17 protein-coding genes and 1 riboswitch are annotated in these 22,407 nt (G+C 68.8%); of the genes, 7 read left to right on the plus strand and 10 right to left on the minus strand.

All coding sequences use genetic code 11. The features are described 5' to 3' along the window. Nucleotides 1-21 precede the first annotated feature (21 nt). From LDQ05_RS15570 to LDQ05_RS15580, 3 genes are all read right to left on the minus strand, one after another. Nucleotides 22-1,245, minus strand: coding sequence for an O-succinylhomoserine sulfhydrylase (locus LDQ05_RS15570; protein WP_226437863.1), 1,224 nt, complete (start codon nt 1,243-1,245; stop codon nt 22-24). Next, nucleotides 1,242-1,652: a rhodanese-like domain-containing protein gene (locus LDQ05_RS15575; protein ID WP_226437864.1), complete on the minus strand. Its 411-nt coding sequence runs from the start codon at nt 1,650-1,652 to the stop codon at nt 1,242-1,244. Before LDQ05_RS15575 ends, LDQ05_RS15570 begins: the two co-directional genes overlap by 4 nt. Nucleotides 1,653-1,734: 82 nt before the next feature. Next, nucleotides 1,735-2,172 carry an Rv0361 family membrane protein gene (locus LDQ05_RS15580; RefSeq protein WP_226437865.1) on the minus strand — a complete coding sequence of 146 codons (438 nt, stop codon included), beginning with the start codon at nt 2,170-2,172 and terminating at the stop codon, nt 1,735-1,737. A 284-nt stretch (nt 2,173-2,456) separates the two neighbouring features. On the opposite strand from LDQ05_RS15580, the gene LDQ05_RS15585 reads away from it, so the two are divergent. After that, a complete protein-coding gene (locus LDQ05_RS15585; RefSeq protein ID WP_226437866.1) occupies nt 2,457-3,854 on the plus strand; it encodes an FAD-dependent oxidoreductase in 1,398 nt (465 codons plus the stop codon). A 144-nt stretch (nt 3,855-3,998) separates the two neighbouring features. On the opposite strand, the gene LDQ05_RS15590 is transcribed toward LDQ05_RS15585, so the two are convergent. Further along, nucleotides 3,999-4,484, minus strand: coding sequence for a DUF456 domain-containing protein (locus tag LDQ05_RS15590; protein WP_226437867.1), 486 nt, complete (start codon nt 4,482-4,484; stop codon nt 3,999-4,001). A 157-nt stretch (nt 4,485-4,641) separates the two neighbouring features. On the opposite strand from LDQ05_RS15590, the gene LDQ05_RS15595 reads away from it, so the two are divergent. Continuing rightward, nucleotides 4,642-7,344, plus strand: coding sequence for a vitamin B12-dependent ribonucleotide reductase (locus LDQ05_RS15595; protein WP_226437868.1), 2,703 nt, complete (start codon nt 4,642-4,644; stop codon nt 7,342-7,344). A 48-nt stretch (nt 7,345-7,392) separates the two neighbouring features. After that, nucleotides 7,393-7,824, plus strand: a complete 432-nt coding sequence (locus LDQ05_RS15600; protein ID WP_226437869.1) for a hypothetical protein — start codon at nt 7,393-7,395, stop codon at nt 7,822-7,824. 6 nt (nt 7,825-7,830) lie between these two features. Here LDQ05_RS15600 and LDQ05_RS15605 read toward each other — a convergent pair whose 3' ends face one another. Beyond that, nucleotides 7,831-8,205, minus strand: a complete 375-nt coding sequence (locus LDQ05_RS15605) for a VOC family protein (protein WP_226437870.1) — start codon at nt 8,203-8,205, stop codon at nt 7,831-7,833. A 90-nt stretch (nt 8,206-8,295) separates the two neighbouring features. On the opposite strand from LDQ05_RS15605, the gene LDQ05_RS15610 reads away from it, so the two are divergent. Both LDQ05_RS15610 and LDQ05_RS15615 read left to right on the plus strand, forming a co-directional pair. Beyond that, complete coding sequence (locus tag LDQ05_RS15610) at nt 8,296-8,676, plus strand: nuclear transport factor 2 family protein (protein ID WP_226437871.1); 381 nt, start codon at nt 8,296-8,298, stop codon at nt 8,674-8,676. An 88-nt stretch (nt 8,677-8,764) separates the two neighbouring features. Beyond that, nucleotides 8,765-9,862, plus strand: a complete 1,098-nt coding sequence (locus LDQ05_RS15615) for a CaiB/BaiF CoA transferase family protein (protein WP_226437872.1) — start codon at nt 8,765-8,767, stop codon at nt 9,860-9,862. 5 nt (nt 9,863-9,867) lie between these two features. On the opposite strand, the gene LDQ05_RS15620 is transcribed toward LDQ05_RS15615, so the two are convergent. The 4 genes from LDQ05_RS15620 to LDQ05_RS15635 form a co-directional block, all read right to left on the minus strand. Continuing rightward, a complete protein-coding gene (locus LDQ05_RS15620) occupies nt 9,868-13,182 on the minus strand; it encodes a serine/threonine-protein kinase (RefSeq protein WP_226437873.1) in 3,315 nt (1,104 codons plus the stop codon). Between the two features lie 83 nt (nt 13,183-13,265). Then, complete coding sequence (gene yczR, locus LDQ05_RS15625) at nt 13,266-14,720, minus strand: MocR-like transcription factor YczR (RefSeq protein WP_226437874.1); 1,455 nt, start codon at nt 14,718-14,720, stop codon at nt 13,266-13,268. 52 nt (nt 14,721-14,772) lie between these two features. Then, nucleotides 14,773-16,323 carry an alkaline phosphatase D family protein gene (locus tag LDQ05_RS15630; RefSeq protein ID WP_226437875.1) on the minus strand — a complete coding sequence of 517 codons (1,551 nt, stop codon included), beginning with the start codon at nt 16,321-16,323 and terminating at the stop codon, nt 14,773-14,775. 120 nt (nt 16,324-16,443) lie between these two features. Next, nucleotides 16,444-17,733, minus strand: a complete 1,290-nt coding sequence (locus tag LDQ05_RS15635) for an adenylosuccinate synthase (RefSeq protein WP_226437876.1) — start codon at nt 17,731-17,733, stop codon at nt 16,444-16,446. A gap of 243 nt (nt 17,734-17,976) precedes the next feature. Between LDQ05_RS15635 and LDQ05_RS15640 the strand changes: the two genes are divergently transcribed. After that, nucleotides 17,977-18,630: a hypothetical protein gene (locus LDQ05_RS15640; protein ID WP_226437879.1), complete on the plus strand. Its 654-nt coding sequence runs from the start codon at nt 17,977-17,979 to the stop codon at nt 18,628-18,630. Nucleotides 18,631-18,681: 51 nt separating this feature from the next. Here LDQ05_RS15640 and LDQ05_RS15645 read toward each other — a convergent pair whose 3' ends face one another. Next, nucleotides 18,682-19,260 carry a TerD family protein gene (locus LDQ05_RS15645; RefSeq protein WP_226437877.1) on the minus strand — a complete coding sequence of 193 codons (579 nt, stop codon included), beginning with the start codon at nt 19,258-19,260 and terminating at the stop codon, nt 18,682-18,684. Between the two features lie 420 nt (nt 19,261-19,680). Beyond that, a riboswitch (cobalamin riboswitch) is annotated at nt 19,681-19,886 on the plus strand. A 144-nt stretch (nt 19,887-20,030) separates the two neighbouring features. Here LDQ05_RS15645 and metE point away from each other — a divergent pair. Next, nucleotides 20,031-22,313 carry a 5-methyltetrahydropteroyltriglutamate--homocysteine S-methyltransferase gene (gene metE, locus LDQ05_RS15650; protein ID WP_226437878.1) on the plus strand — a complete coding sequence of 761 codons (2,283 nt, stop codon included), beginning with the start codon at nt 20,031-20,033 and terminating at the stop codon, nt 22,311-22,313. Nucleotides 22,314-22,407: the final 94 nt, after the last annotated feature.

Genomic DNA, 22,407 nt, shown 5'->3' on the forward strand with positions numbered 1-22,407 from the left:
CACGCTCGGCGGGGGTATCGATCAGGAAAGGGCCTGCTCGAAGTCTTCGAGCAGATCCTCGGGATCCTCGAGGCCCACCGACAGGCGGACGACGCCGTCGGACAGGCCGATCGCGGCGCGCCCCTCCGGGCCCATCGCGCGGTGCGTGGTGGTGGCGGGGTGCGTGACGAGGGACTTCGAGTCGCCGAGGTTGTTGGAGATGTCGACGATGCACAGCTTGTTCAGCAGCTCGAATGCCCGCTTCTTGCCGCCGCCGTCGGGCGCGTCGAGTTCGAACGTGATGATGGTGCCGCCGCCGCTCATCTGCGACCGGGCCAACTCGTGCTGCGGATGCGACTCGAGGTAGGGGTACTTGACCCACTTCACCTGGTCGCTCGCCTCGAGGAACTCGGCGAGACGCTGCGTGGTGGCCACGGCGTGCTTCAGGCGCACCGGCATCGTCTCGAGTCCCTTGAGGAGGGTCCACGCGTTGAACGGGCTCAACGAGGGGCCGGTGTGCCGGATCAGGTTCTTGACCGGCCCGTCGATGTAGTCCTGCGGGCCGAGGATCGCGCCGCCGAGGACGCGGCCCTGCCCGTCGATGTGCTTGGTTCCGGAGTACACGACGACGTCGGCGCCGAGGTCGAGGCTGCGCTGCAGCAGCGGGGTGGCGAAGACGTTGTCCAGCACCACCTTCGCGCCCGCGGCGTGCGCCATCTCGGAGACGCGCCGCACGTCGACGAGGGTCTGCATCGGATTCGACGGCGTCTCGAAGAACACCGCGGTGGTGGGCACCGACAGCGCCTGCTCCCACTGGTCGAGGTCCTCGCCGTCGACGAAGACGGTCTCCACACCCCACCGGGGAAGGATCTCGTTGCACACCACGAAGCACGAACCGAACAGGCTGCGGGCGGCGACGAGCCGGTCGCCCTTGCCCAGCAGCGCGGCCAGCGCGGTGAACACCGCGGACATGCCCGACGCGGTCGCGAAACACCCTTCTGCACCGTCGAGCAGACGCATCCGCTCCTCGAACATCGTCACGGTGGGGTTGCCGTACCTCGAGTACACGAAATGGTCGATCTCGCCGGTGAAGGCCTGTTCGGCGGCCTCCGCCGATTCGTACACGAATCCGGAGTTGAGGTAGAGCGCCTCGGAGGTCTCCTCGAAACCGGACCGCAGGACACCTCCGCGCACACCGAGCGTGGCGGGGCGAACGGTGTCGGGCAGCGGCTTACCGAACGCACCGCCCTGGGGAATTGCACTCACGACTGCCTCCACGGCAGGCCCACTGCCCGCCAACCCTGGCCACCGCGATGCCCGTCGGCATCGAGCGGACCTTCGAATCCTTCGAGAACGTTGTAGGCAGGGGTCAGGCCCGCAGCGGTCGCCGCCTCGGCAGCACCGATCGAACGCTGACCCGAACGACACAGGAAGATCACCGGTCCGCCGTCGACACCGGCTTTCGTCAGCTCGTCGACGAAATCCTCGTTCGGTGCACCGGTCGGGTAGGTGACCCATTCGACGAAGAGTGTGCGCCGACCGATGGAGGTGGTCTCGGGGACCCCCACGTACTTCCATTCGGCGTCGGTGCGCACATCGACGAGCACTGCATTCGGATCCGCCTGCAGCAGCTCCCACGCTTGCTGCGGCGTCATATCACCTGCGTAGCTCACGGGAACAGCTTTCCACAGCGGTCCGCGTGTCTTCCAGGCGGGACTCCGCCACGTGCCGCCCGGACCGGCGGCGGCAGCGGGCTCAGCCGGTGCAGACCCGCCACAGGTCGCCCACCCGGGTCACCTGCCAGGTCTCGGTGGTGCGATCGCCGTCGACGGTGACCGTGACGTCCACGGTGGCGTCGGCGCCGTCGACGATCACGTTGCCGGAGCCGCCGAAGTCGACCTCGCCGACGTCGGCGAGGGGTGCGTCGTCCGCGCTCAGGTCGTCGCAGCGCAGACGGGCGAGGATGCCGTCGTCGTTCTCGTTGTGTGCGCGCACGTAGTCGCCGACCGTCCTGTTGATCAGTTCCGTGTCGTCGATGTCGTCGGCGGGCGCGAACACCTGCGCGACCACCACCAGGACCGCGAGGACCGCGACCACCACGACGGCGCCGACGAACGGTCCGAGGCTCCGGGAGGTGGGGCCGTCCGGGTCGGGGCCGTCGGAGTCGGGTTCGGGGTCGCGCCGCTGTGCCATGCGCTCGATCGTAGCGCCGGACCCTGCGGCGTCCCCGCGCGCATTTGCACACATAAACCCTCGTGAGGTAGGAATTGCGTATGGCCTCCACGCAGCTCGTTCGACGTCTCGCCGTCGATCTGTGCCGCGTGTGTGCCCACATGTGTTGTCGCTGATGCGATTCTCCGACGGTCCCGAACTCTTCCCCACACCGTCCCCGCGCTCCCTGCGCCCGCCCGCTGAGGGCAACCTTAATTTAAGCTGGATATGTCCGTCCGCACACCGAAGAGGTAGTTGACTCCCTGATGACCGATCAGACTCGTCCCCTTCGCGTCGCGATCGTCGGTGCCGGCCCCGCCGGTATCTACGCCGCAGATGCGCTCATGAAGTCCGATACCGCGCAGGATCCCGGGGTCAGCATCGACCTGTTCGAGCGCATGCCGGCCCCCTTCGGCCTGATCCGCTACGGCGTCGCGCCGGACCATCCGCGTATCAAGGGCATCATCACCGCGCTGCACAAGGTGCTCGACAAGCCGCAGGTGCGTCTGCTCGGCAACCTCGACTACGGCGTCGACATCACCCTCGAGGACCTCGACCGCTTCTACGACGCGGTGATCTTCTCCACCGGCGCCAACGCCGACCGCGACCTCGGCATCCCGGGCATCGACCTCGACGGCAGCTACGGCGCCGCCGACTTCGTGTCCTGGTACGACGGCCACCCCGACGTGCCGCGCACCTGGCCGCTCGAAGCCGAGAAGGTCGCCGTCCTCGGTGTCGGCAACGTCGCGCTCGACATCGCCCGCGTGCTGGCCAAGACCGGCGACGAACTGCTGCCCACCGAGATCCCACCGAACGTGTACGAGGGCCTCAAGCAGAACAAGGCGCTCGAGGTGCACGTGTTCGGCCGGCGCGGCCCCGCGCAGGCGAAGTTCACGCCGCTGGAGCTGCGCGAACTCGACCACTCCCCGACCATCGAGGTCATCGTCGATCCCGAGGACATCGACTACGACGAGGGATCCGAGGCAGCACGCCGCAACTCCAAGCAGGTCGACATGGTCGCCAACACCCTGCAGGACTGGGCGATCCGCGACGTGGGCGACCGCCCGCACAAGCTGTACCTGCACTTCTTCGAGTCGCCCGCCGAGGTGCACGGGGAGGACGGCAAGGTCGTGGGTCTGCGCACCGAACGCACCGAGCTCGACGGCACCGGCAACGTCCGCGGCACCGGCAAGTTCAACGACTGGGAGGTGCAGGCCGTGTACCGCGCGGTCGGCTACCTCTCGCAGAACATCTCGCAGCTTCCGTTCGACGATCAGGCCGGGACCGTCCCCAACGAGGCCGGGCGGGTCATCGCCGACGAGACCGCCGAAGGCCACGACCGGTTCCTGCCGCACACGTACGTCACGGGCTGGATCAAGCGCGGTCCGGTGGGCCTGATCGGTCACACGAAGGGCGATGCGAACGAGACGGTCGCGAACCTGCTCGAGGACCGCGCCGAGGGTCGGCTCAACACCCCGGCCGAGCCGGGTGTGGACGCCATCGTGGAGTTCCTCGAGTCCAAGCAGCTGCCGTACACCACGTGGCAGGGCTGGTACCGCCTCGACGCGCACGAGCGGAGTCTCGGCGAGGCCGAGGGCCGCGAGCGCGTCAAGGTCGTCGAGCGCGACGACATGTTCCGCGCGTCGGAGCCCCACAAGGCCTGACACCAGGCCGGACGCCCGCCGTCCACGCCGCTTTCCCGAGCGTTTCCCGAGCGAGTGGTACACCGGATCGACCTGATCGATCGGGTGTACCACTCGCTCGTTTCCGGGGGGCGGACACCGCGGCGACCGCGACGGTCACCGCCGTCAGGCGACGAACAGCACGGCGCCGAGCCACACGCCCGCGGCGATCAGGCCCCCGAGCAACTCGACGAGGATCGACAGGCCCACCGCCTTCGTGGCGTGCACCGTCGACGTCCACGCATCGCGGTGCGTGCGCTGCCGCTGCGCTTCCGACAGGTACGTGCCGAGCAGGAAGCCGATCGCCAGCCCCACGACGGGGACGACGAAGAATCCGACGATCCCGAGCAATCCGCCGATCACCAGAGACCGGTTCGGCACCCCCACCTGCTGGAGGCGTTTCCCGGGCCACGTGTACTTGACCACACCGGTGACCACGAGCGCCGCCGTCGCGACCGCGAGAACCGTCCAGGCGGTGGCTCCGCCGGTGAGCACGGCCCACACCGCGATCGCCCCGAAGATCAGCAGTGTTCCGGGCAGAACGGGCAGGATGATGCCGAGCAGACCGACGACGATCACCAGACCGACGAGCAGTTCTCCGCCGACGCTCACGGCGCCTCGGGACCTGCGGGTGACACGCCGGTGACCATCGACTCGTTGCCGTCGGAGCCGGACCGGAGCAGCATCGTCGGCGACAGCGGAACTACCGAACGCGGTGAGACCATGGTGGGACTATATGTGCCATCGATCGCGGTCCCGGAAGGAAGCGATGAGCAGAGCACCTCGAAGCGGCGCGGCATCCCGAACGACGGACGAGCAACTCGGCACCGCCCGGGCCGACACGCGACGGTTCACCACTGCCGGTGTCGATCCCGCGGAGGAACTGACCTGGCAGCGCCGCGACGCCCGGATCGTGCACCACGGCAGCGGCGACGTCGTGTTCGAACAGACCGACGTCGAGTTCCCCGATTTCTGGTCGCAGAACGCCACCGACATCGTGACCCAGAAGTACTTCCGGGGCCCACTCGGCACTCCGGCCCGCGAACGTTCCCTCCGAGATGTGGTCGCGCGCATCGTCGATACGATCACCGCGTGGGGTGACGCCGACGGTCACCTCGATCACCCCGAGACGTTCGCCGCCGAACTGACCCACCTGCTGCTGCACCAGAAGGCGTCGTTCAACAGCCCCGTGTGGTTCAACATCGGCGTGCCCGACACGCCGCAACAGGCCAGCGCCTGCTTCATCCTGTCGGTGGACGACTCGGTCGATTCGATCCTCGAGTGGTATCGCCAGGAAGCGGTGATCTTCAAGGGCGGTTCCGGTGCCGGCGTGAACCTCTCGCGGATCCGTTCGTCCGCCGAACTCCTCTCCGGTGGTGGAACCGCGTCGGGACCGGTCAGTTTCATGCGCGGAGCCGATGCGTCGGCCGGTGCCATCAAATCCGGGGGCAAGACCCGACGGGCCGCCAAGATGGTGATTCTCGACGTCGCCCACCCGGACATCGAGGAGTTCGTCGACTGCAAGGCCCTCGAGGAGCGCAAGGCCCGCGCCCTCGCGTCGGCAGGATTCGACATGAGCCTCGACGGCAGCGACATCCACTCGGTGCAGTACCAGAACGCGAACAACTCCGTGCGGGTCACCGACGAGTTCATGCAGGCCGTCGTCGATGACGCACCGTGGCCGCTGCGGGCGGTGACCACCGGCGAAGTGGTACGGACCGTCGGAGCTCGGGATCTGTTGCACCGCATCGCTTCCGCCGCGTGGGACTGCGCCGATCCGGGCATCCAGTTCGACACGACCGTCAACCGCTGGCACACGGCACCGGCGTCGGGACGGATCAACGGGTCCAATCCGTGTTCCGAATACATGCACCTCGACGATTCGGCGTGCAACCTCGCGAGCCTGAACCTGCTCTCGTTCCTGCGTGAGGACGGAACCTTCGACGTCGACGGATTCCGGCACGCGGTGGCGGTGATGCTGACCGCGCAGGAGATTCTCGTGGGTCGTGCGGACTACCCGACCGACAGCATCGGCGACACCTCCCGCAGATTCCGCCAACTCGGTCTCGGATACGCGAACCTCGGTGCGCTGCTGATGGCATCGGGTCTTCCCTACGACAGCGATGCCGGTCGCGCCTACGCCGCATCCGTCACCGCGCTGATGACGGGGCGGGCCTACGAGGTGTCCGCGTATCTCGCGCAGCGACTCGGCCCGTTCGACGGGTTCGCCGCGAACCGCGAGCCGATGATCGGGGTGCTCGCCCGCCACCGGGGTGCCGTCGACGACATCGACGCCGACCTCGCTCCCGCCGACATCCTGGCCGCGGCGCGCGAGTCGTGGGACGCGGCGGTGCGCGTCGGCACCGAGCACGGTGTGCGCAACAGTCAGGTGACGGTCCTCGCCCCGACCGGCACGATCGGCCTGGCCATGGACTGCGACACCACCGGCATCGAACCCGATCTGGCGCTGGTGAAAACGAAGAAGCTCGTCGGCGGTGGCTCCCTGTCGATCGCCAATCGTAGTGTGCCCCGGGCACTGTCACGTCTCGGATACACACCCGCGGAGGTCGCGGACATCGTCACCCACCTCGATGTGCATCGCGATCTCGACGGCGCCCCGCACCTGCGCGACGAGGACGTGGCGGTGTTCGCCACCTCGATGGGCGACAACACGATCGCGCCCCGCGGGCACGTGACGATGATGGCGGCGGTGCAACCGTTCCTGTCGGGTGCGATCTCGAAGACGGTGAATCTGCCGGAGTCCGCGACCGTCGACGACATCGCCGACCTGTACATCGACGCGTGGCGGCTCGGGCTCAAGGCCGTGGCCGTCTACCGCGACAACTGCAAACTCGGCCAGCCGCTCGCCGCGGCACGCAAGGATGCGGACGCGGCGCCCCCCACGCAGCTGGTGGTGCGGCGCGAACGCCTCCCGCGGACCCGCAATTCGCGGACCTTCGAGTTCCGGGTCGCGGACTGCAAAGGGTTCGTCACGATCGGCGAGTTCGACGACGGGCGACCCGGCGAGATGTTCCTGCGGGTGTCGAAGCAGGGTTCGACACTGGCGGGAATCATGGATGCGTTCTCGATGGCGGTCAGCTACGGCCTCCAGTACGGGGTGCCGCTGCACACGTTCGTGCGGGCGTTCACGAGCACCCGCTTCGAACCGGCGGGGATCACCGACGATCCCGACCTGCGACTGGCCACGTCGATCCTGGACTACATCTTCCGGCGCCTGGCCGTGGACTACCTCGACACCGACGAGCGGATGGCACTGGGGATCCGCACCGGACCGGAACGGGCCGCGCACGGCAACGGCGAGCACGTCACCGTCGATACGCGACAGGGGCACAACGGCGCGGCCGGTCACGAGTCGGACGCACCCTACTGCATGCAGTGCGGCGTGCGGATGCAGCGATCCGGGTCGTGCCACGCGTGCCCGTCGTGTGGGAACACCAGCGGCTGCAGCTGATCCGGACCCCGCGCCGGCGGCCGCGGCGACCTGCCCCATACTGTGACGATGGATGTGGGGTTCGACACACGGGTGACGCTGCTCGCCGCGGGACTGATCTTCCTGCTCGCGCTCGGACTGGGGGTGTGGAAGTACCGGCAGATGGCGACGTCACCGACGCATCTCGCGCATCCGTACGTGGACATCGCGCACCGGTCGGCGTTGATGTACGCGTTCGCGACGCTGCTGGTCGCGGTGTTCGTGGAGTTCAGTGCGTGGCCGACGGCGGTGAACCTGACGGCCGCGGGAGTGACGGTGGTGTTCTTCGTCGGTGCGATCGGCAGCTACATCCTGCACGGGGCACTGCGCGACACCGACAACCAGTTCGCGCACCCGGTGAAGGGGACGGGTGTCGCGATGGCGGCGCTCATCGTCGGCGAGATGGGTGGGTTCGCGGTGCTGCTGGCCGGGTTCGTGTGGGCCGCGTTCGTGGGCGCCTGACGGCAGTCAGCTGCCCATCAGCGACAACACGTTGCTGTGCGGGTCGCGGAACCACGCGACCCGCAGACCGTCGGGTGCGGTCCACGCGTCGTGGTCGTCCTGGTCCATGCCGTTGTATCGGACGAACTCGACGCCGCGCTCCCGCAGGCGGTCGACGGTGGCGTCGAGGTCGGTGACGCGCCACCCGAGTGCGGTGTATCCGGTCTCGCCGCGGGACTGCACGAGCGTGATCCGCACGACCGCGCCGTCACCACCGTCGATGACGAGCGCGAACGCGTCGCGGCTGATGGCCCGGAAGCCGAGGGTGTCGACGTAGAACATCTCCGACACGTCGAGATCGGTGCTCGGTACGAAGCTCACCAGTTGCCCGTTGATCGTCATGGGTCAACTCTGCGCTGAACTGCTCGGAAGGGCAACCGATCCGGTCACATCCGCGTGCGTGTCGCCCCCGGATCGCTACGCTTGTCCACCATGAGCACCTCGGAGATCGCAACCGTCCTGGCCTGGCACGATGCCGTCAACAGCAACGACATCGACACGCTCGTGGAGTTGTCGAGCGACGACATCGTCCTGCCCACCGACGACGACGATCCCGATCAGGGACTCGACGAACTGCGCGAGTGGGCGACGACATCCGGCGTGACCCTCGAACCGGGGCGGATGTTCGTGCACGCCGGGATCGTCGTCGTCGAGGAGCGGTCCACCTGGGCGGCGGATCCGCAGAATCCCGTCGACGAGGCCATCGCGTTCCGGGTGGTCGACGACCAGGTGGTGACGGTGGTGCGGCATCCGCGCCTGACCGATGCGTTCGAGGCGACGGGACTCGGTGAGGGTGATCTGTACGAGGAGTGATCCGCGGTGACAGCGGTCATATTCTGAGCGCTCGCTAAGGTAGTCTCCGTGGCGAGAAGTCCCTACGCACCGGAGTGAGGTTCGACGAGTGTCTGCTGAAGCTGTTGACAAGAAGGGTCCGCTCGCGAGTATCCGCGTCGTCGAATTCAAGGGCCTCGGTCCCGGACCGCACGCCGCGACCCTGCTCGCCGACCTCGGCGCCGACGTCGTGACGATCCAACGTCCGGGCCAGATCCCCCCGGAAGGTGCCCGCGACCCGATCCAGCGCAACCGCCGCATCGTCGAAGCCGACCTGAAGAACCCCGACGACATCGACAAGGTGCTGTCGCTGCTCGAGCGCGCCGACGTTCTCATCGAAGGATTCCGCCCCGGAGTCACCGAACGCATGGGTCTGGGCCCCGACGTGGTGCTCGAACGCAACCCGCGGATCGTCTACGGACGGATGACGGGTTGGGGGCAGGACGGACCGCTCGCGAACGCCGCCGGTCACGACATCAACTACATCTCCCTCACCGGTGTCCTCCACGCGATCGGGCGCGAGGGTGAGCGCCCCGTACCGCCGCTGAACATGGTCGGCGACTTCGGTGGCGGCTCCATGTTCCTGCTCTTCGGCATCCTCTCCGCACTCGTCGAGCGCGGTGTCTCCGGCAAGGGGCAGGTCGTCGACGCAGCGATGGTCGACGGTGCGCTCGCCCTGTCACACATGATGTGGGCGTTCCGTGGGCACGGCGCATGGTCGGACGAGCGCGGCGTCAACATGCTCGACACCGGCGCCCCCTACTACGAGGTGTACGAGACGAAGGACGGCAGGTACATGGCCGTCGGATCCATCGAACCGCAGTTCTACGCGCTGCTGCTGAAGGGCCTCGACCTCGATCCCGCCGACCTGCCCGCACAGAACGACCGGTCGTCGTGGCCCGAGATGAAAAAACTGTTCACGGAGAAGTTCCTGTCGAAGACCCGCGACGAATGGTCCGCCGTCTTCCTGGGCACCGACGCGTGCGTCTCCCCCGTCCTCACGTTCGCGGAGGCGCCGGAGAACGCGCACATCGCCGCCCGCGGCTCGTTGATCGATCTCGACGGCGTCACCCAGCACGCTCCGGCCCCGCGGTTCTCCCGCACCCCCACCGACCGGCCCGCACCGCCCGCCGGCGAGGCCACCGACATCACCACCCTCTGGACCTGACCCGCTCATCTCGGCCTCCGGCCGAGCGCGGGGTGCGGTGGGTTCGCACCGAGTTCTTCGGCCGCCGTGACGAGTTCTCGGGCGGACCTCGCCCGGTGCAGGAATCCCCGCTCGTCGAGCCGTGCGGACCATTCGCTCGCCCACCGGTGGGCGAGGGCGAGGTGTTCCCGCGTGGGATCGGCGAGCAGCAGACGGATCGCCGTGTCGTCCTCGAGTTGCGCGGTGTGCAGCTGCGGGCCGCTCTCGGGGACGGTCCGTCCGTACCCGACCGCCGGATGCCGCGGGTCGCGTGGAAGACCGAGTCGGACGCGTTCGTTGTCGACCGCCGCGGCCAGACGCGGCAGTTGCAGGTCGTCGGCGACACGTGCACCGTCACCGAGTCGCGCGACCGCGGTGTCCGGGTCACCGCGCTGCGCCTTGATCCGCGCGCCGACCACGTACCGTGCGATCTTGAAGTCGACGACACCGCCGGCCGCACCGACCGCGTAACCGTCGTCGAGAAGCCGTTCCGCCTCGTCGATCTCGCCCTGCTCGAACAGGAACTCACCGAGCACGGACGCCGCCAGCAACGCGACCGACGAATGCTCACCGCTCGCTTCGCGCGCGAACTCCCAGCTCTCCCGGAAGCAGCGTCCCGCGGTGTCGAGGTCGAGTCGTTCGAGCGCGGCGAGTCCGCGCAGTGCACTGCCGTGCATGAGGTTGTGGGGGCCGGCATTGCGCTCGTGGAACGGGACGGCGAGATCCTGCAACCGATCGGCTTCCGCGAAGTCACCGCGGTAGATCGCATCGAAGGTGGCGGCGTTGAGTCCCGACGACACCACGATCGGTCCGACGGTCCGGGCTCGGGCCGTCAACCGGTCGACGAACCCGTCGTCGGGGCCGCTGCGGTCGGCACGCACGTCGAGAATCCGCCGCACGACCTCGATCTCGACGGCGATGTCGGCTGCATCCTCGCCGACGAACGCACCCGTCGCCATCGCGGACTCGACCAGGTCGAGGGCGCGCCTGCCGCGCCGGGCGTTGTGCAGGACGATGTTCGCCCACGCGATCGACAGCTGCAGTCGCGGTCGCGCGACCACGGCGCTGCGCGGCAGCTTCTCGACCAATCCGACGAGTGTGGTCGCGTGACCGCCTGCGAGGAGGGTGGACGCCTCGTGTTCGACGAGGTCGACGGCGCGTTCGTCGTCGGCCGCCGCCAGCGCGTGGTCGACGGCTTCGCCGACCGACCCGTGCCGCTCGAACCAGCGCGACGCGATCTCGTGCAGTTCGGGTATCCGGTCGGGGAAATCCCGTTCGAGACGCTGCCGGAGGAACTCCGCGAACAGCGGCTGGAACCGGAACCAGCGACCGTCCTCGTCGACACGAGACAGGAACAGGTCGCGTTCCTCGATGTCCTCGAGCATCGCCTGGCCACGGTCACGCCCACTCAACGCGGATGCCAAAGAGCCGCAGGTGCGTTCGGTGACGGCGGCGGCGAGCAGGAAGTCGACGACGTCGCCGCCCAGACCCGACAGCACGTTCTCCGTGAGGAATTCACCGATACCGCGGTGTCGGCCGGACAGGTTCGCGGCCAGGTGCGCGGGGTCGGCGTGGTCGCGCAACGACACCGCCGCGAGCTGCAGTGCAGCGGGCCAACCGTCGGTGGCTGCGGCGAGATCCGCGACGAGATCGTCGTCGATGTCGAGATCGCAGTAGTCGCGCAGGAACTCGCCGGTCTCCGCCGTGTCGAACGCCAGCATGCGGTGGTCGATCTCGACGAGTTCGTCGAGCACCCGCATCCGCGCGACCGGCAGGCCCACCCGAGTCCGGCCCACGACCATGACCTGCAGGTGGTGGCAGCTGTTGCCGATCAGATATGCCATCGCGGCGGTCGTCGCCGGTGACTGCACCCGATCCCAGTCGTCGACGATCAGGACCAGCCGCTCCCCCTCGGCGTGGATCTCGTCGATCAGGGACGTCAGCACGTACCGCTCGGCCTCGTCGCCGTGGTCGTCGAGCGCCTGCCCGAGTTCGCGGGCGAGCGAGGGCCGCACCCGACGAACGGCCTCGACGAGGTGCGCCAGGAACCAGACGACGTTGTCGTCGTCGCGGTCGACGTTGAGCCACGCCACCGACACACCGTCCTGCGCGTGTGCGACATCCGGCACGTGTGTGAGTCGGTACTGCCATTCGAGGGCGAGCATCGACTTGCCGAATCCGGGTGGCGCGTGCACGACGATCAGCCGCGGGCGCCGCTCCGTCTCGAGCAGCCGCAGCAACCGTTCGCGGGCGATGAGCCACCGTGACGTCACCGGCGGCCGGAAGCGTGTGGCCGGGGCCGGCGGTGTCGTCGACCGGGTCCGGGACCGACGGCGGTGTCCGGACCCCGGCGCCGCGACCGTCGCGCCTGACGGCGCGGACGCTTCCGCGGGCAGTGTCTCCCCGGCGACGGCGAGTTCGTCGACGGGCAGTCCCTGCGCCTCCTGCACCGCACGCAACCGGTCGCCGAACGTCGCCGCGGTCGCGGGGCGCGAGGCCGGGTCCACCGCCATCGCGTCCTCGATGGTGGCGCACAGTTCGTCCGGTACACCGTCGGTACGCAGGTCGGGGATCGGTTCGGTGGTCACCCGCACGAACTGCGACACCATCCGTTCACCGCTTCGCCGTTCGAACGCGGCGTGCCCGGTGAGCGCACAGAACAACGTTGCGGCCAGGCTGTACACGTCGGAGGCGGGTGTGGGGGTGCGTCCCGAGAGCACCTCGGGTGCGGTGTACGCGGGCGAACCCGTCACCTCGCCGGTCGCGGTCTCGAATCCTCCTCGCACACGGGCGATCCCGAAATCGGTCAGCTGCGGCTCCCCGAAGTCGGTGAGCAGGATGTTGGCGGGTTTGACGTCGCGGTGCGCGATCCCCAGCCGGTGCGCGGTCTCCAGGGCCCCGGCGAGTTTCACACCGACGGTGAGCACGTCACGCCACGGCAAGGGACCACCGCGCCGGATGCGCGTGTCGAGGCTGTCGCGCGGGTGGTACTGCATCACGAGGAACGGCCGGCCCGACGCGGTCGTTCCCACCTGCAGCACGTTGACGATGTGCGGGTGCCCGGACAACCTGCCCATCGCGCGTTGCTCCCGCAGGAAACGTTCGAGGTTGTCGGTGTCCGGGTCGGGCGCCAGCACCTTCACCGCGACCGTGCGGTCGAGTGCGCCCTCACGGCAGCGGTAGACGACACCGAACCCGCCGCGACCGATCTCGGTGGCGTCGGTGAACCCGGACGCGGCGAGTTCCGCGATGACGCCGGGTGCGGCGTCACGCTGCGTCGGCAGCGGGTCCTGCGCGGTCACCAGAGACCTCGACTCTCGTCCGGTCGGATCCGATCACGGTTCCACCTCGAGGATATCGCCGCGCACCGACCGCCGACCCGTGCTCACACGACCAGTCCCTGTTCCCCGAGGTCGGTGAACGCCGCGACCTGCCCGTAGGCTCCGGCGACCGCGACGACCGCCTCGTCGAGCGTCTCCTCGGGTTGCGTGAACGGCAGCCGCACGAACCGCTCGAAGGCGCCCTGCACACCGAACCGGGGGCCCGCGGCCAGCCGGACACCGTGCGACGGTGCCGCCGCCGCCAGCGCCGTCGACACGGGCTCCGGCATCCGCGCCCAGAGCGACATCCCTCCCTGCCCGACCGTGTATCGCCACGTCGGGAGGTGGGTGTCCAGCGCCGCCCGCAAGGCGTCACGCCGGCACCGCAGCTGGGCGCGCCGCTGCGCCAGGAGGTCGTCGACGTCGGTGAGCAGGTGCGCGGCTGCGAGTTGTTCCATCACGGGAGTGCCGAGGTCGACGGCGGTGCGGGCTCCGGCGAGCCGCGTGATCAGGTCGCGGTCGGCGCGGATCCAGCCGACCCGCAGCCCACCCCACAGCGACTTTCCGGTCGAACCGATCGTCACCACCGGCGATCCCGCGGGGAACGCCGCGACGGGGGGCGGAGGTGGGGCGTCGAGCCACAGGTCGACCATCGTCTCGTCCACGACGAGGGTCATGCGTGCGTCGGCCATGATCCTCGCCAGTTCGGCGCGACCGGCGGCGTCGAGGCACAGACCCGTCGGGTTGTGGAAGTCGGGGACGAGGAAGGCGGTGCGCGCCGACGTCTGCCGGGCGGCGCCGGCGAGACCCCCGAGATCCCACCACCCGGCCGGGCCGGCTTCCGGCCGCACCGGTACGGGGATCGGGCGTGCGCCGTGCCGGCGGATCGCTTCGAGCGCGTTCGGGTACGTCGGGTGGTCGACGATCACCCGGTCGCCGGGATCGGTGAGTACCCCCAGCAGCAGCCGCATCGCGTGCTGCGCACCCGAGGTCACCATGATCTGGTCGGGGGACGTGGGCAGACCCCGGTCGGTGTAGCGGTGGGCGATCACCTCGCGCAGCGCGACCACACCGATCGGTTCCATGCCGTGCGAGGTCAGGTACACCGACATCGAACCCAGCGCCCGTTCGTAGGCGGCCTCGATCTCGGAGGCGGGCGCCGGCAACGCCGCGTTGCTCAGATCGATCGTCTCACCGATCGACGCCGCTCCCCCGCGCGCCGCGATGCGGGTGCGGCGCGGGGGCAGGGCAACGGTGCTGCGGGCGCCCCGGCGACTGTGCAGGTACCCCTCGTCGCGCAGCGCCGCGTACGCCGACGTGACCGTGGTGCGGCTCAGGGACAGGGCCGCTGCGAGTTCGCGTTCGCTCGGTAGCGCAACCCCCTGCGGGACGCGTCCGTCGTGGACGAGCAACCGGATGCCGTCGGCCAGTGCCCGATAGGTGGGCCGGACGTCGCCGGTCTCCTGCCAGTTGCCGAGGTCCCGGACCAGCGGTGCAGCTCCGATCGCACGAATCATCACCGGTCCAGTATCGCCCACACTGGACCCTTCCGTTCAGTCCAGTCGGCGTCGTTCACTGCGGCGGTGGCAACACCTGGGTGAACAGGACCGTTCCGGCGGCATCGAGCAGGTCCACTCGCATCTCACGGGTGTTCCCGTCGATGTGGACCTCGCCGAAGTGCTGGTATCCGTCCAGCGGCGACGAGTTGCTCTCCGGTGGTGCGTGCACGAACACCGCCTCCGGACCGAAGGTGCCGTCGAGGTCGTTGGGACCGAACCCGCCGGCGTTCAGCGGGCCGGAGACGAACTCCCAGAACTCGTCGAAATCCGTGAAGGCGGCGCGTTCCGGTGCGTAATGATGCGCGGCGGTGTAATGCACATCGGCGGTGAGCCACACGGTTCCGGTGATCCCGCGCGCCTTGATCGCGGACAGCACCCGCGCGATCTCGTTCTCCCGCCCGGACGGTTGTCCACCGTCCCCGTTCGCGACCCCTTCGAATGCGGTGTCGCCGTCGGGGACGACCAGTCCGAGCGGGAGGTCTGCGGCGATGATCTTCCACGTCGCGGTGGACTCGGCGAGGGAGTCGATCAGCCAGCGGGTCTGCTCCGCGCCGAGGACCTGCCCTGCCGCACCGGTGTTGGTGCCGTTGGCGTCCTTGTAGGTGCGCATGTCGAGCACGAACACGTCCAGCAGCGGCCCGTACGGGATCGCCCGGTACACCCGTCCGTCGACGGCCTCGCGGGGATCGAGCGGGTTCCATTCGTGGAACGCCCGGAACGCCCGCGCGGCGAGCACGTCGACGTTCTTCTCCGTGTACTGCTCGAGGTCGAGGATCTCTCCCGCGTACCAGTTGTTGACGGTCTCGTGGTCGTCCCACTGCACGATCTGCGCGACCGACGCGTTGAAGCGTCGGTAGTTCTCGTCGGAGAGGTTGTAGGCGTACTGCCCGCGATACTGGTCGAGTGTCTGCGCGACCGCGGACTTGGCCTCGGTCACCGTGTTGCGCCAGATCCGCCCGTCGGGCAACGTCACCGTCTCGTCGAGCGGACCGTCCGCGTACACGACGTCGCCCGAGTGCACGAACAGGTGCGGGTCGCGCGCGGCCATCGTGGCGAACACCGTCATTCCGCCCACATCCGGGTTGATACCGAATCCCTGGCCGGCGGTGTCGCCCGACCACTGCAGTCGGATGTCTGCGGGCGCGTCGGGCGCGGTGCGGAACACCCCGGTCGCCGAGTCGGAGACCGCACCGTCGTCGCCCTCGAGGGTGACCCGGTAGAACACCCGCTCCCCCGACGGCAGACCGGTCAGACGCAACCGTCCGGTGCCGTCGGTGTCGGGGGTGAGCAGTCCGCCCACGTGCCGGACCGGGTTCGTGAACGACTCGGTGGCTGCGGTCTCGACCACGAGGGTGGCGGGCCGGTCGGCCCGCGCCCAGATCAGTGCGCCGTCGCGGCGGACGTCGCCCGCCGCGACACCGTGCGTGAGGACCGGACGGTCACGCACGAGTGTCGGCGACGCCGACGCGTTGCCTGCGCCGCCTCCCGACGAACACGCAGCGGCCGGGATGGCGAGCAACCCGACTGCGGTGGAACGCAACAGGGTTCGGCGGGACAGATACACGAAGGCTCTCCTCGGACGCGGTGACGGTTCCGGGGGAGAGGGTGCCGGTGCGCGGTCAACCGGCGGTGAACCCGACGTGAGCGCCGGGTTCACCGCAGGCGACGATCGGATCGGTGCCGATCAGCGGACGATGTCGCGGCGCACGATCGTCTCGTCGCGGCCCGGCCCGACACCGATGCACGAGATGTGAGCGCCGGAGAGCTCCTCGAGACGCAGCACGTAGGCCTGCGCGTTCTTCGGGAGTTCCTCGAAGGTGCGGCAGTGCGAGATGTCCTCCCACCAGCCCGGCATCTCCTCGTAGATCGGCTTGGCGTGGTGGACGTCCGTCTGCGTCATCGGCATGTCGTCGACCCGCACGCCGTCGACCTCGTAGGCCACGCAGATCGGGATGGTGTCGAGGCTCGACAGCACATCCAGCTTGGTGAGGAAGTAGTCGGTGATGCCGTTGACGCGCGTCGCGTAGCGGGCGATCACCGCGTCGAACCAACCGGTGCGACGGGCACGGCCGGTGGTCACACCGACCTCACCGCCCTGCTTCGCGAGGTACTCGCCGTGGCTGTCGAACAGCTCGGAGGGGAAGGGGCCCGAACCGACACGGGTCGTGTAGGCCTTGAGGATGCCGAGCACCGTCGTGATCCGGGTGGGTCCGATACCGGAACCGACCGCCGCACCGCCGGCCGTCGGATTCGACGACGTCACGTACGGGTAGGTGCCGTGGTCGACGTCGAGCAGCGTGCCCTGCGACCCCTCGAGCAGTACGGTCTCGCCGCGTTCGAGTGCGGCGTTCAGTTCGAGGCGGGTGTCGGAGATCCGATGCTTGAACGACTCGGCCTGCGTCAGCACCTCGTCGACCACCTGCTGCGGCTCGAGAGCCTTGCGGTTGTAGATCTTCGCCAACACCTGGTTCTTGAATTCCAGTGCGGCCTCGACCTTCTGGGTGAAGATCTTCTCGTCGAGAACGTCGGCGGCACGGACACCCACACGCGCGATCTTGTCCTGATAGCAGGGACCGATGCCGCGCCCGGTGGTGCCGATCTTCTTGGCGCCGAGAAAGCGTTCGGTGACCTTGTCGATGGCCACGTGGTACGGCATGATCAGGTGCGCATCGGCCGAGAGCAACAGCTGCGAGGTGTCGACGCCCCGCTCCTCGAGCCCGCCGAGCTCGTCGATGAGGACGCCGGGATCGACGACGACGCCGTTGCCGATGACGTTCTTGACCCCGGGCGTGAGGATGCCGGACGGGATCAGGTGGAGCGCGAACTTGTCACCGTTCGGCAGCACCACGGTGTGCCCCGCGTTGTTGCCACCCTGATAGCGCACGACCCACTGCAGCCGCCCGCCGAGTAGATCGGTAGCTTTGCCTTTGCCCTCGTCGCCCCATTGGGCGCCGATCAGGACGATTGCCGGCATGTCACGCTCTCCTCAGGCAGGTGTTCGATGTGTGGGCGGTCTCGCCTACAGGTCCTGCCCGACCGGGCAGCAGCCGGGGTGACAGTCTAGCCCACCCCGGTCCACGGCACCCGTCCGACGTCCGCTACGCACCGGACCCGACAATGGGCGTGCATCCGACGAGCGGATGCGCGACGGACTAGAGTGGACGCCTGTCCGATGGCCGTCCGGCTCCGACCACGAGGAGATCTGTTGACCCCGGTAGTGCTCCGCTGCGGTGACGTCCCTCTGCCGCTGGCACTGACTCCCGTGACCACACTGCCGGCCCCCACCGTTCCGGAGAAAGCCGACCTCGAGGACGTCGTCGCCCACACCGAGTCGCTGGAGGATCCCCGGCTGATCGTGGTGGGCGACGACGCGGCGTTCGCGGCGGTCCTCACCCGGCTGATGCGCCTCGAACGGCTCGAGGACGTCGAGCTGGCGTACGTCCCGGAGAAGCGGACACCGGCCACCGAGGCCTACGGCCTCCGTACCGGGTCGAAGGCCGCGACCGTCGCGCTGAACGGCGACGCCAAAGCGCTGCCGCTGATCCGCGACGACGCCGGTGTCGCGCTCGTCGGCCGCGCCGTGGTGCGCGGCGACGACGGCGCGCTGGTCGGTGAGGCGTACGTCGACGACGACCGCCTGTTCTCCGGCACCGTGCCGGGCATCCGCATCGAACCCACAGCGACGATGCCGGGGTTGCGCGCCGCCGTCGACCGGCCGAGGTGGTTCGGCGGATACCGCTGGCTCACCGGTCGCGCCGTGCAACTCGGCTCGCCCGCGGCGATCCTGACCCGCGACGGCGTCACGAACCCCCGGGCCCTGAAACGATCTACCTTCTACCGCCACGACACCAGATGGAAGCTGGTGCGCTGAACCAGGTTCCGACGTGCAACCGACGACGTGCCGGTCGCGGCGAACCCGCGACTACCCGATGTTGACCCCGTAGTCGCGTGCGATCCCGGCGAGACCGGACGCGTAGCCCTGCCCGATGGCACGGAACTTCCATTCGCTCCCGCGCCGGTACAGTTCACCGAACACCATCGCCGTCTCGGTCGACGCGTCCTCCGTCAGGTCGTAGCGGGCGAGTTCCCGGTCGGTGGCACGGTCGACCACCCGGATGAACGCGTTGCGCACCTGTCCGAACGACTGGCCACGACCATCCGCGTCGTGGATCGAGACGGGGAACACGACGGACTGCACCTCCGCCGGGGTCGCGACGAGGTCGATGTTGATGCTCTCGTCGTCGCCGTCGCCCTCGCCGGTGAGATTGTCGCCCGTGTGCTCGACCGAACCGTCCGGCGACCGCAGGTTGTTGTAGAAGACGAAATGCTGATCGGACAACACCTTGCCGTTCGCGCCGGTGATCAGAGCGCTCGCGTCGAGGTCGAAATCACTGCCGGTGGTGGCCCGCACATCCCATCCGAGGCCGATCGTCACCGCCGTGAGATTCGGGGCCTCCTTCGACAGCGAGACGTTTCCACCCTTGGCCAAGCTGACACCCATGCCGGTCCTTTCCGTCGATATGGCTACTCCACAACGATAGCCAACCCGCCGCGCCCGAATTCTCACGTTCGCACTCATCCGACGCCCCGACCTGATTCTCGCCGACCCCACCTCGTTCCTCGACGTACCGTCGCGGGTGCACTCGTCGACGTGCTGCGTCGACTCGCCCACGATCAGAACCCGGCGGTGATCATGTCCGCCCACGAACTGGAACTCGCACTGCGGGTGTCGGACCGGATACGGCTGCTCGACGGCGGCCGCGCTCCGCGCGGCCCGAGCGAACGTATCGCTCGCTCGATCGATTCGATCGGGTGTACCACTCGCTCACGCGGGCTGGGGGTACGGCCGCGACACGGCGATCTCGAATGGGCTTATACTGCCAGGTGCAGTCGGTTCGCCGCAGCGGTCGTGAGGAGCCCCGAAGATCGTGTCGGCGTCGACGCACCCCGACTCCGGGGTGCGGAGAGGGAACCCGGTGAGAATCCGGGACTGTCCCGCAGCGGTATGCAGGAACGACCGCCGTCACACGCACTGGGCGCGAACCCGGGAAGCGACGGCCAGTAGGTTCGAACCGGATCGGTTCGGGTGCTTGCGAGTCCGAAGACCTGCCACTGTGCCGGACACGCCGTGTCCGGCGGTGTGCCGCCTCGAGGACAGGGCGCGCGGACCCGCTGTGCAACACCTCCGATTTCGGAGCAACAAGGGGCTCAGCAGGTTTCGTGTACCCGACGGGCGGTGGACCATCCACGACCGACCACGGAGTACCACCAGTGTCCACTCAACCCGCACCCGCATTCACCGCCACCGTTCTCGGATCCGCCCGCATCGGACCGAACCGCGAACTGAAGAAGGCCGTCGAATCGTACTGGGCAGGTCGCATCGACCGCACCGAACTGGAGACCATCGCCGCCGGCCTCCGCGCCGACACCTGGACCGCGCAGCACGCCGCCGGCCTCGATTCCGTTCCCGTCAACACATTCTCGTACTACGACCAGATCCTCGACACCGCCGCGATGCTCGGCGCACTACCCGCGCGGGTGTCGGGCATCGCCGACGATCTCGACCGCTACTTCGCGGCGGCACGCGGCAACGACGACGTCGCACCGCTCGAGATGACCAAGTGGTTCGACACGAACTACCACTACCTCGTTCCCGAGATCGGGCCCGACACGGTATTCGCGCTGGACGCCTCGAAGGTGCTCCGCGAGATCGCCGAAGCCCAGGCACTGGGTATCCCGGCGCGTCCCGTCGTCGTCGGCCCCCTGACGTTCCTGCTGCTGTCGAAGACCGTCGACGGGCAGGGGCCGCTGATCGAGCGGGTCGGCGAACTCGTCCCCCTGTACCGCGACCTGCTCACCCAGCTCGCCGAGGCAGGCGTCGAATGGGTGCAGCTGGACGAGCCCGCGCTCGTCCGCGACCTCGACGATGCGACGCTCGACGCGATCGGCACCGTGTACGACGCGCTGGCGAGCGAAACGACGCGGCCGGCGATCCTCGTCGCGTCGTACTTCGGTGAACTCGGTGCGGCGCTGCCGCGACTCGCCGATACTGCGATCGACGGTATCGCCCTCGACCTGGTCGCCGGAAGCGCGGCGAACGTCGCCGGTACCCCAGCGCTGGTCGACAAGCTGATCGTGGCGGGTGTCGTCGACGGCCGCAACGTCTGGCGCACCGACCTCGACAGGGCGCTCGCCGGGCTGGCGACGCTCCTCGGTTCGGCCCGCGCCGTCGCGGTGTCGTCCTCGTGCTCGTTGCTGCACGTGCCGTACACCGTCGCAGCCGAGTCGGAACTCGACGAGTCGCTGCGCACGTGGCTCGCGTTCGGCGTCGAGAAGGTCGACGAGATCGTCACGTTGTCGAAGGCACTGCGGCTGGGCCGCGACGCGGTGTCGGACGAACTCGACGCCGCCCGGGGAGCCGCACGGATCCGCGAGTCCGATCCGCGGCTGCGCAACAACCGGATCCGTGCCCGTCTCGATGCGATCTCGTCGGACCGCACCCGCACACCCGCCGATCGTCGCCGCGACATCCAGCAGGAGCAGCTCGGCCTGCCGCTGCTGCCCACCACCACGATCGGCTCGTACCCGCAGACGACCCGCATCCGGGTTGCGCGGGCCGCGCTGCGCAAGGGCGAGATCGAACGTGCCGAGTACGTGCAGCGCATGCGCGACGAGATCGCCGAGGTCGTCGCCCTGCAGGAGAAGCTGGGCATCGATGTGCTGGTGCACGGCGAACCCGAACGCAACGACATGGTCCAGTATTTCGCCGAGCAGCTCGAGGGCTTCTTCGCGACGGAGAACGGATGGGTGCAGTCGTACGGAAGCCGCTGCGTGCGTCCCCCGATCCTGTTCGGAGACGTCGCCCGCCCGGACGCGATGACCGTCGACTGGATCACCTACGCGCAGTCACTGACGTCGAAGCCGGTCAAGGGGATGCTCACCGGTCCGGTGACGATCCTCGCGTGGTCGTTCGTCCGCGACGACCAGCCCCTCGCCGACACGGCCGACCAGATCGCGCTCGCGATCCGCGACGAGACCGTGGATCTGCAGTCCGCGGGGGTGCGGATCATCCAGGTCGACGAGCCGGCACTGCGCGAACTCCTGCCGCTCCGCAAGGCCGATCAGGCCGAGTACCTGCGGTGGGCGGTCGGCGCGTTCCGCCTCTCCACATCCGGGGTCGCGGATTCGACGCAGATCCACACCCACCTGTGCTATTCGGAGTTCGGTGAGGTCATCGACGCCATCGCCGAACTCGACGCCGACGTCACTTCGATCGAGGCGGCCCGCTCGCACATGGAGGTGCTCGACGACCTCAACGCGGTCGGGTTCGCCCTCGGGGTGGGTCCGGGCGTGTACGACATCCACTCGCCGCGCGTGCCGAGTGAGGACGAGATCGTCGGGTCGTTGCGCGAGGCACTGCAGGCCGTGCCGGCGGAGCGGTTGTGGGTGAATCCGGACTGCGGCCTGAAGACCCGCGGCACCGAGGAGGTCACGGCGTCGCTCACGAATCTCGTCGCAGCGGCACAGAAGGTGCGCGCCGGCCTCGCCGGCTGACCCCGACCCGTGCGTGTGTCGCGCAGGACTTCCGTTCGGGCCGGGTGTTCTCCGCGGGAGGGGCGGCGCACCCGGTGGCCGGTGCGATCGGTGG

Source organism: Rhodococcus yananensis, assembly GCF_020515525.1.
GTDB lineage: Bacteria > Actinomycetota > Actinomycetes > Mycobacteriales > Mycobacteriaceae > Rhodococcus > Rhodococcus yananensis.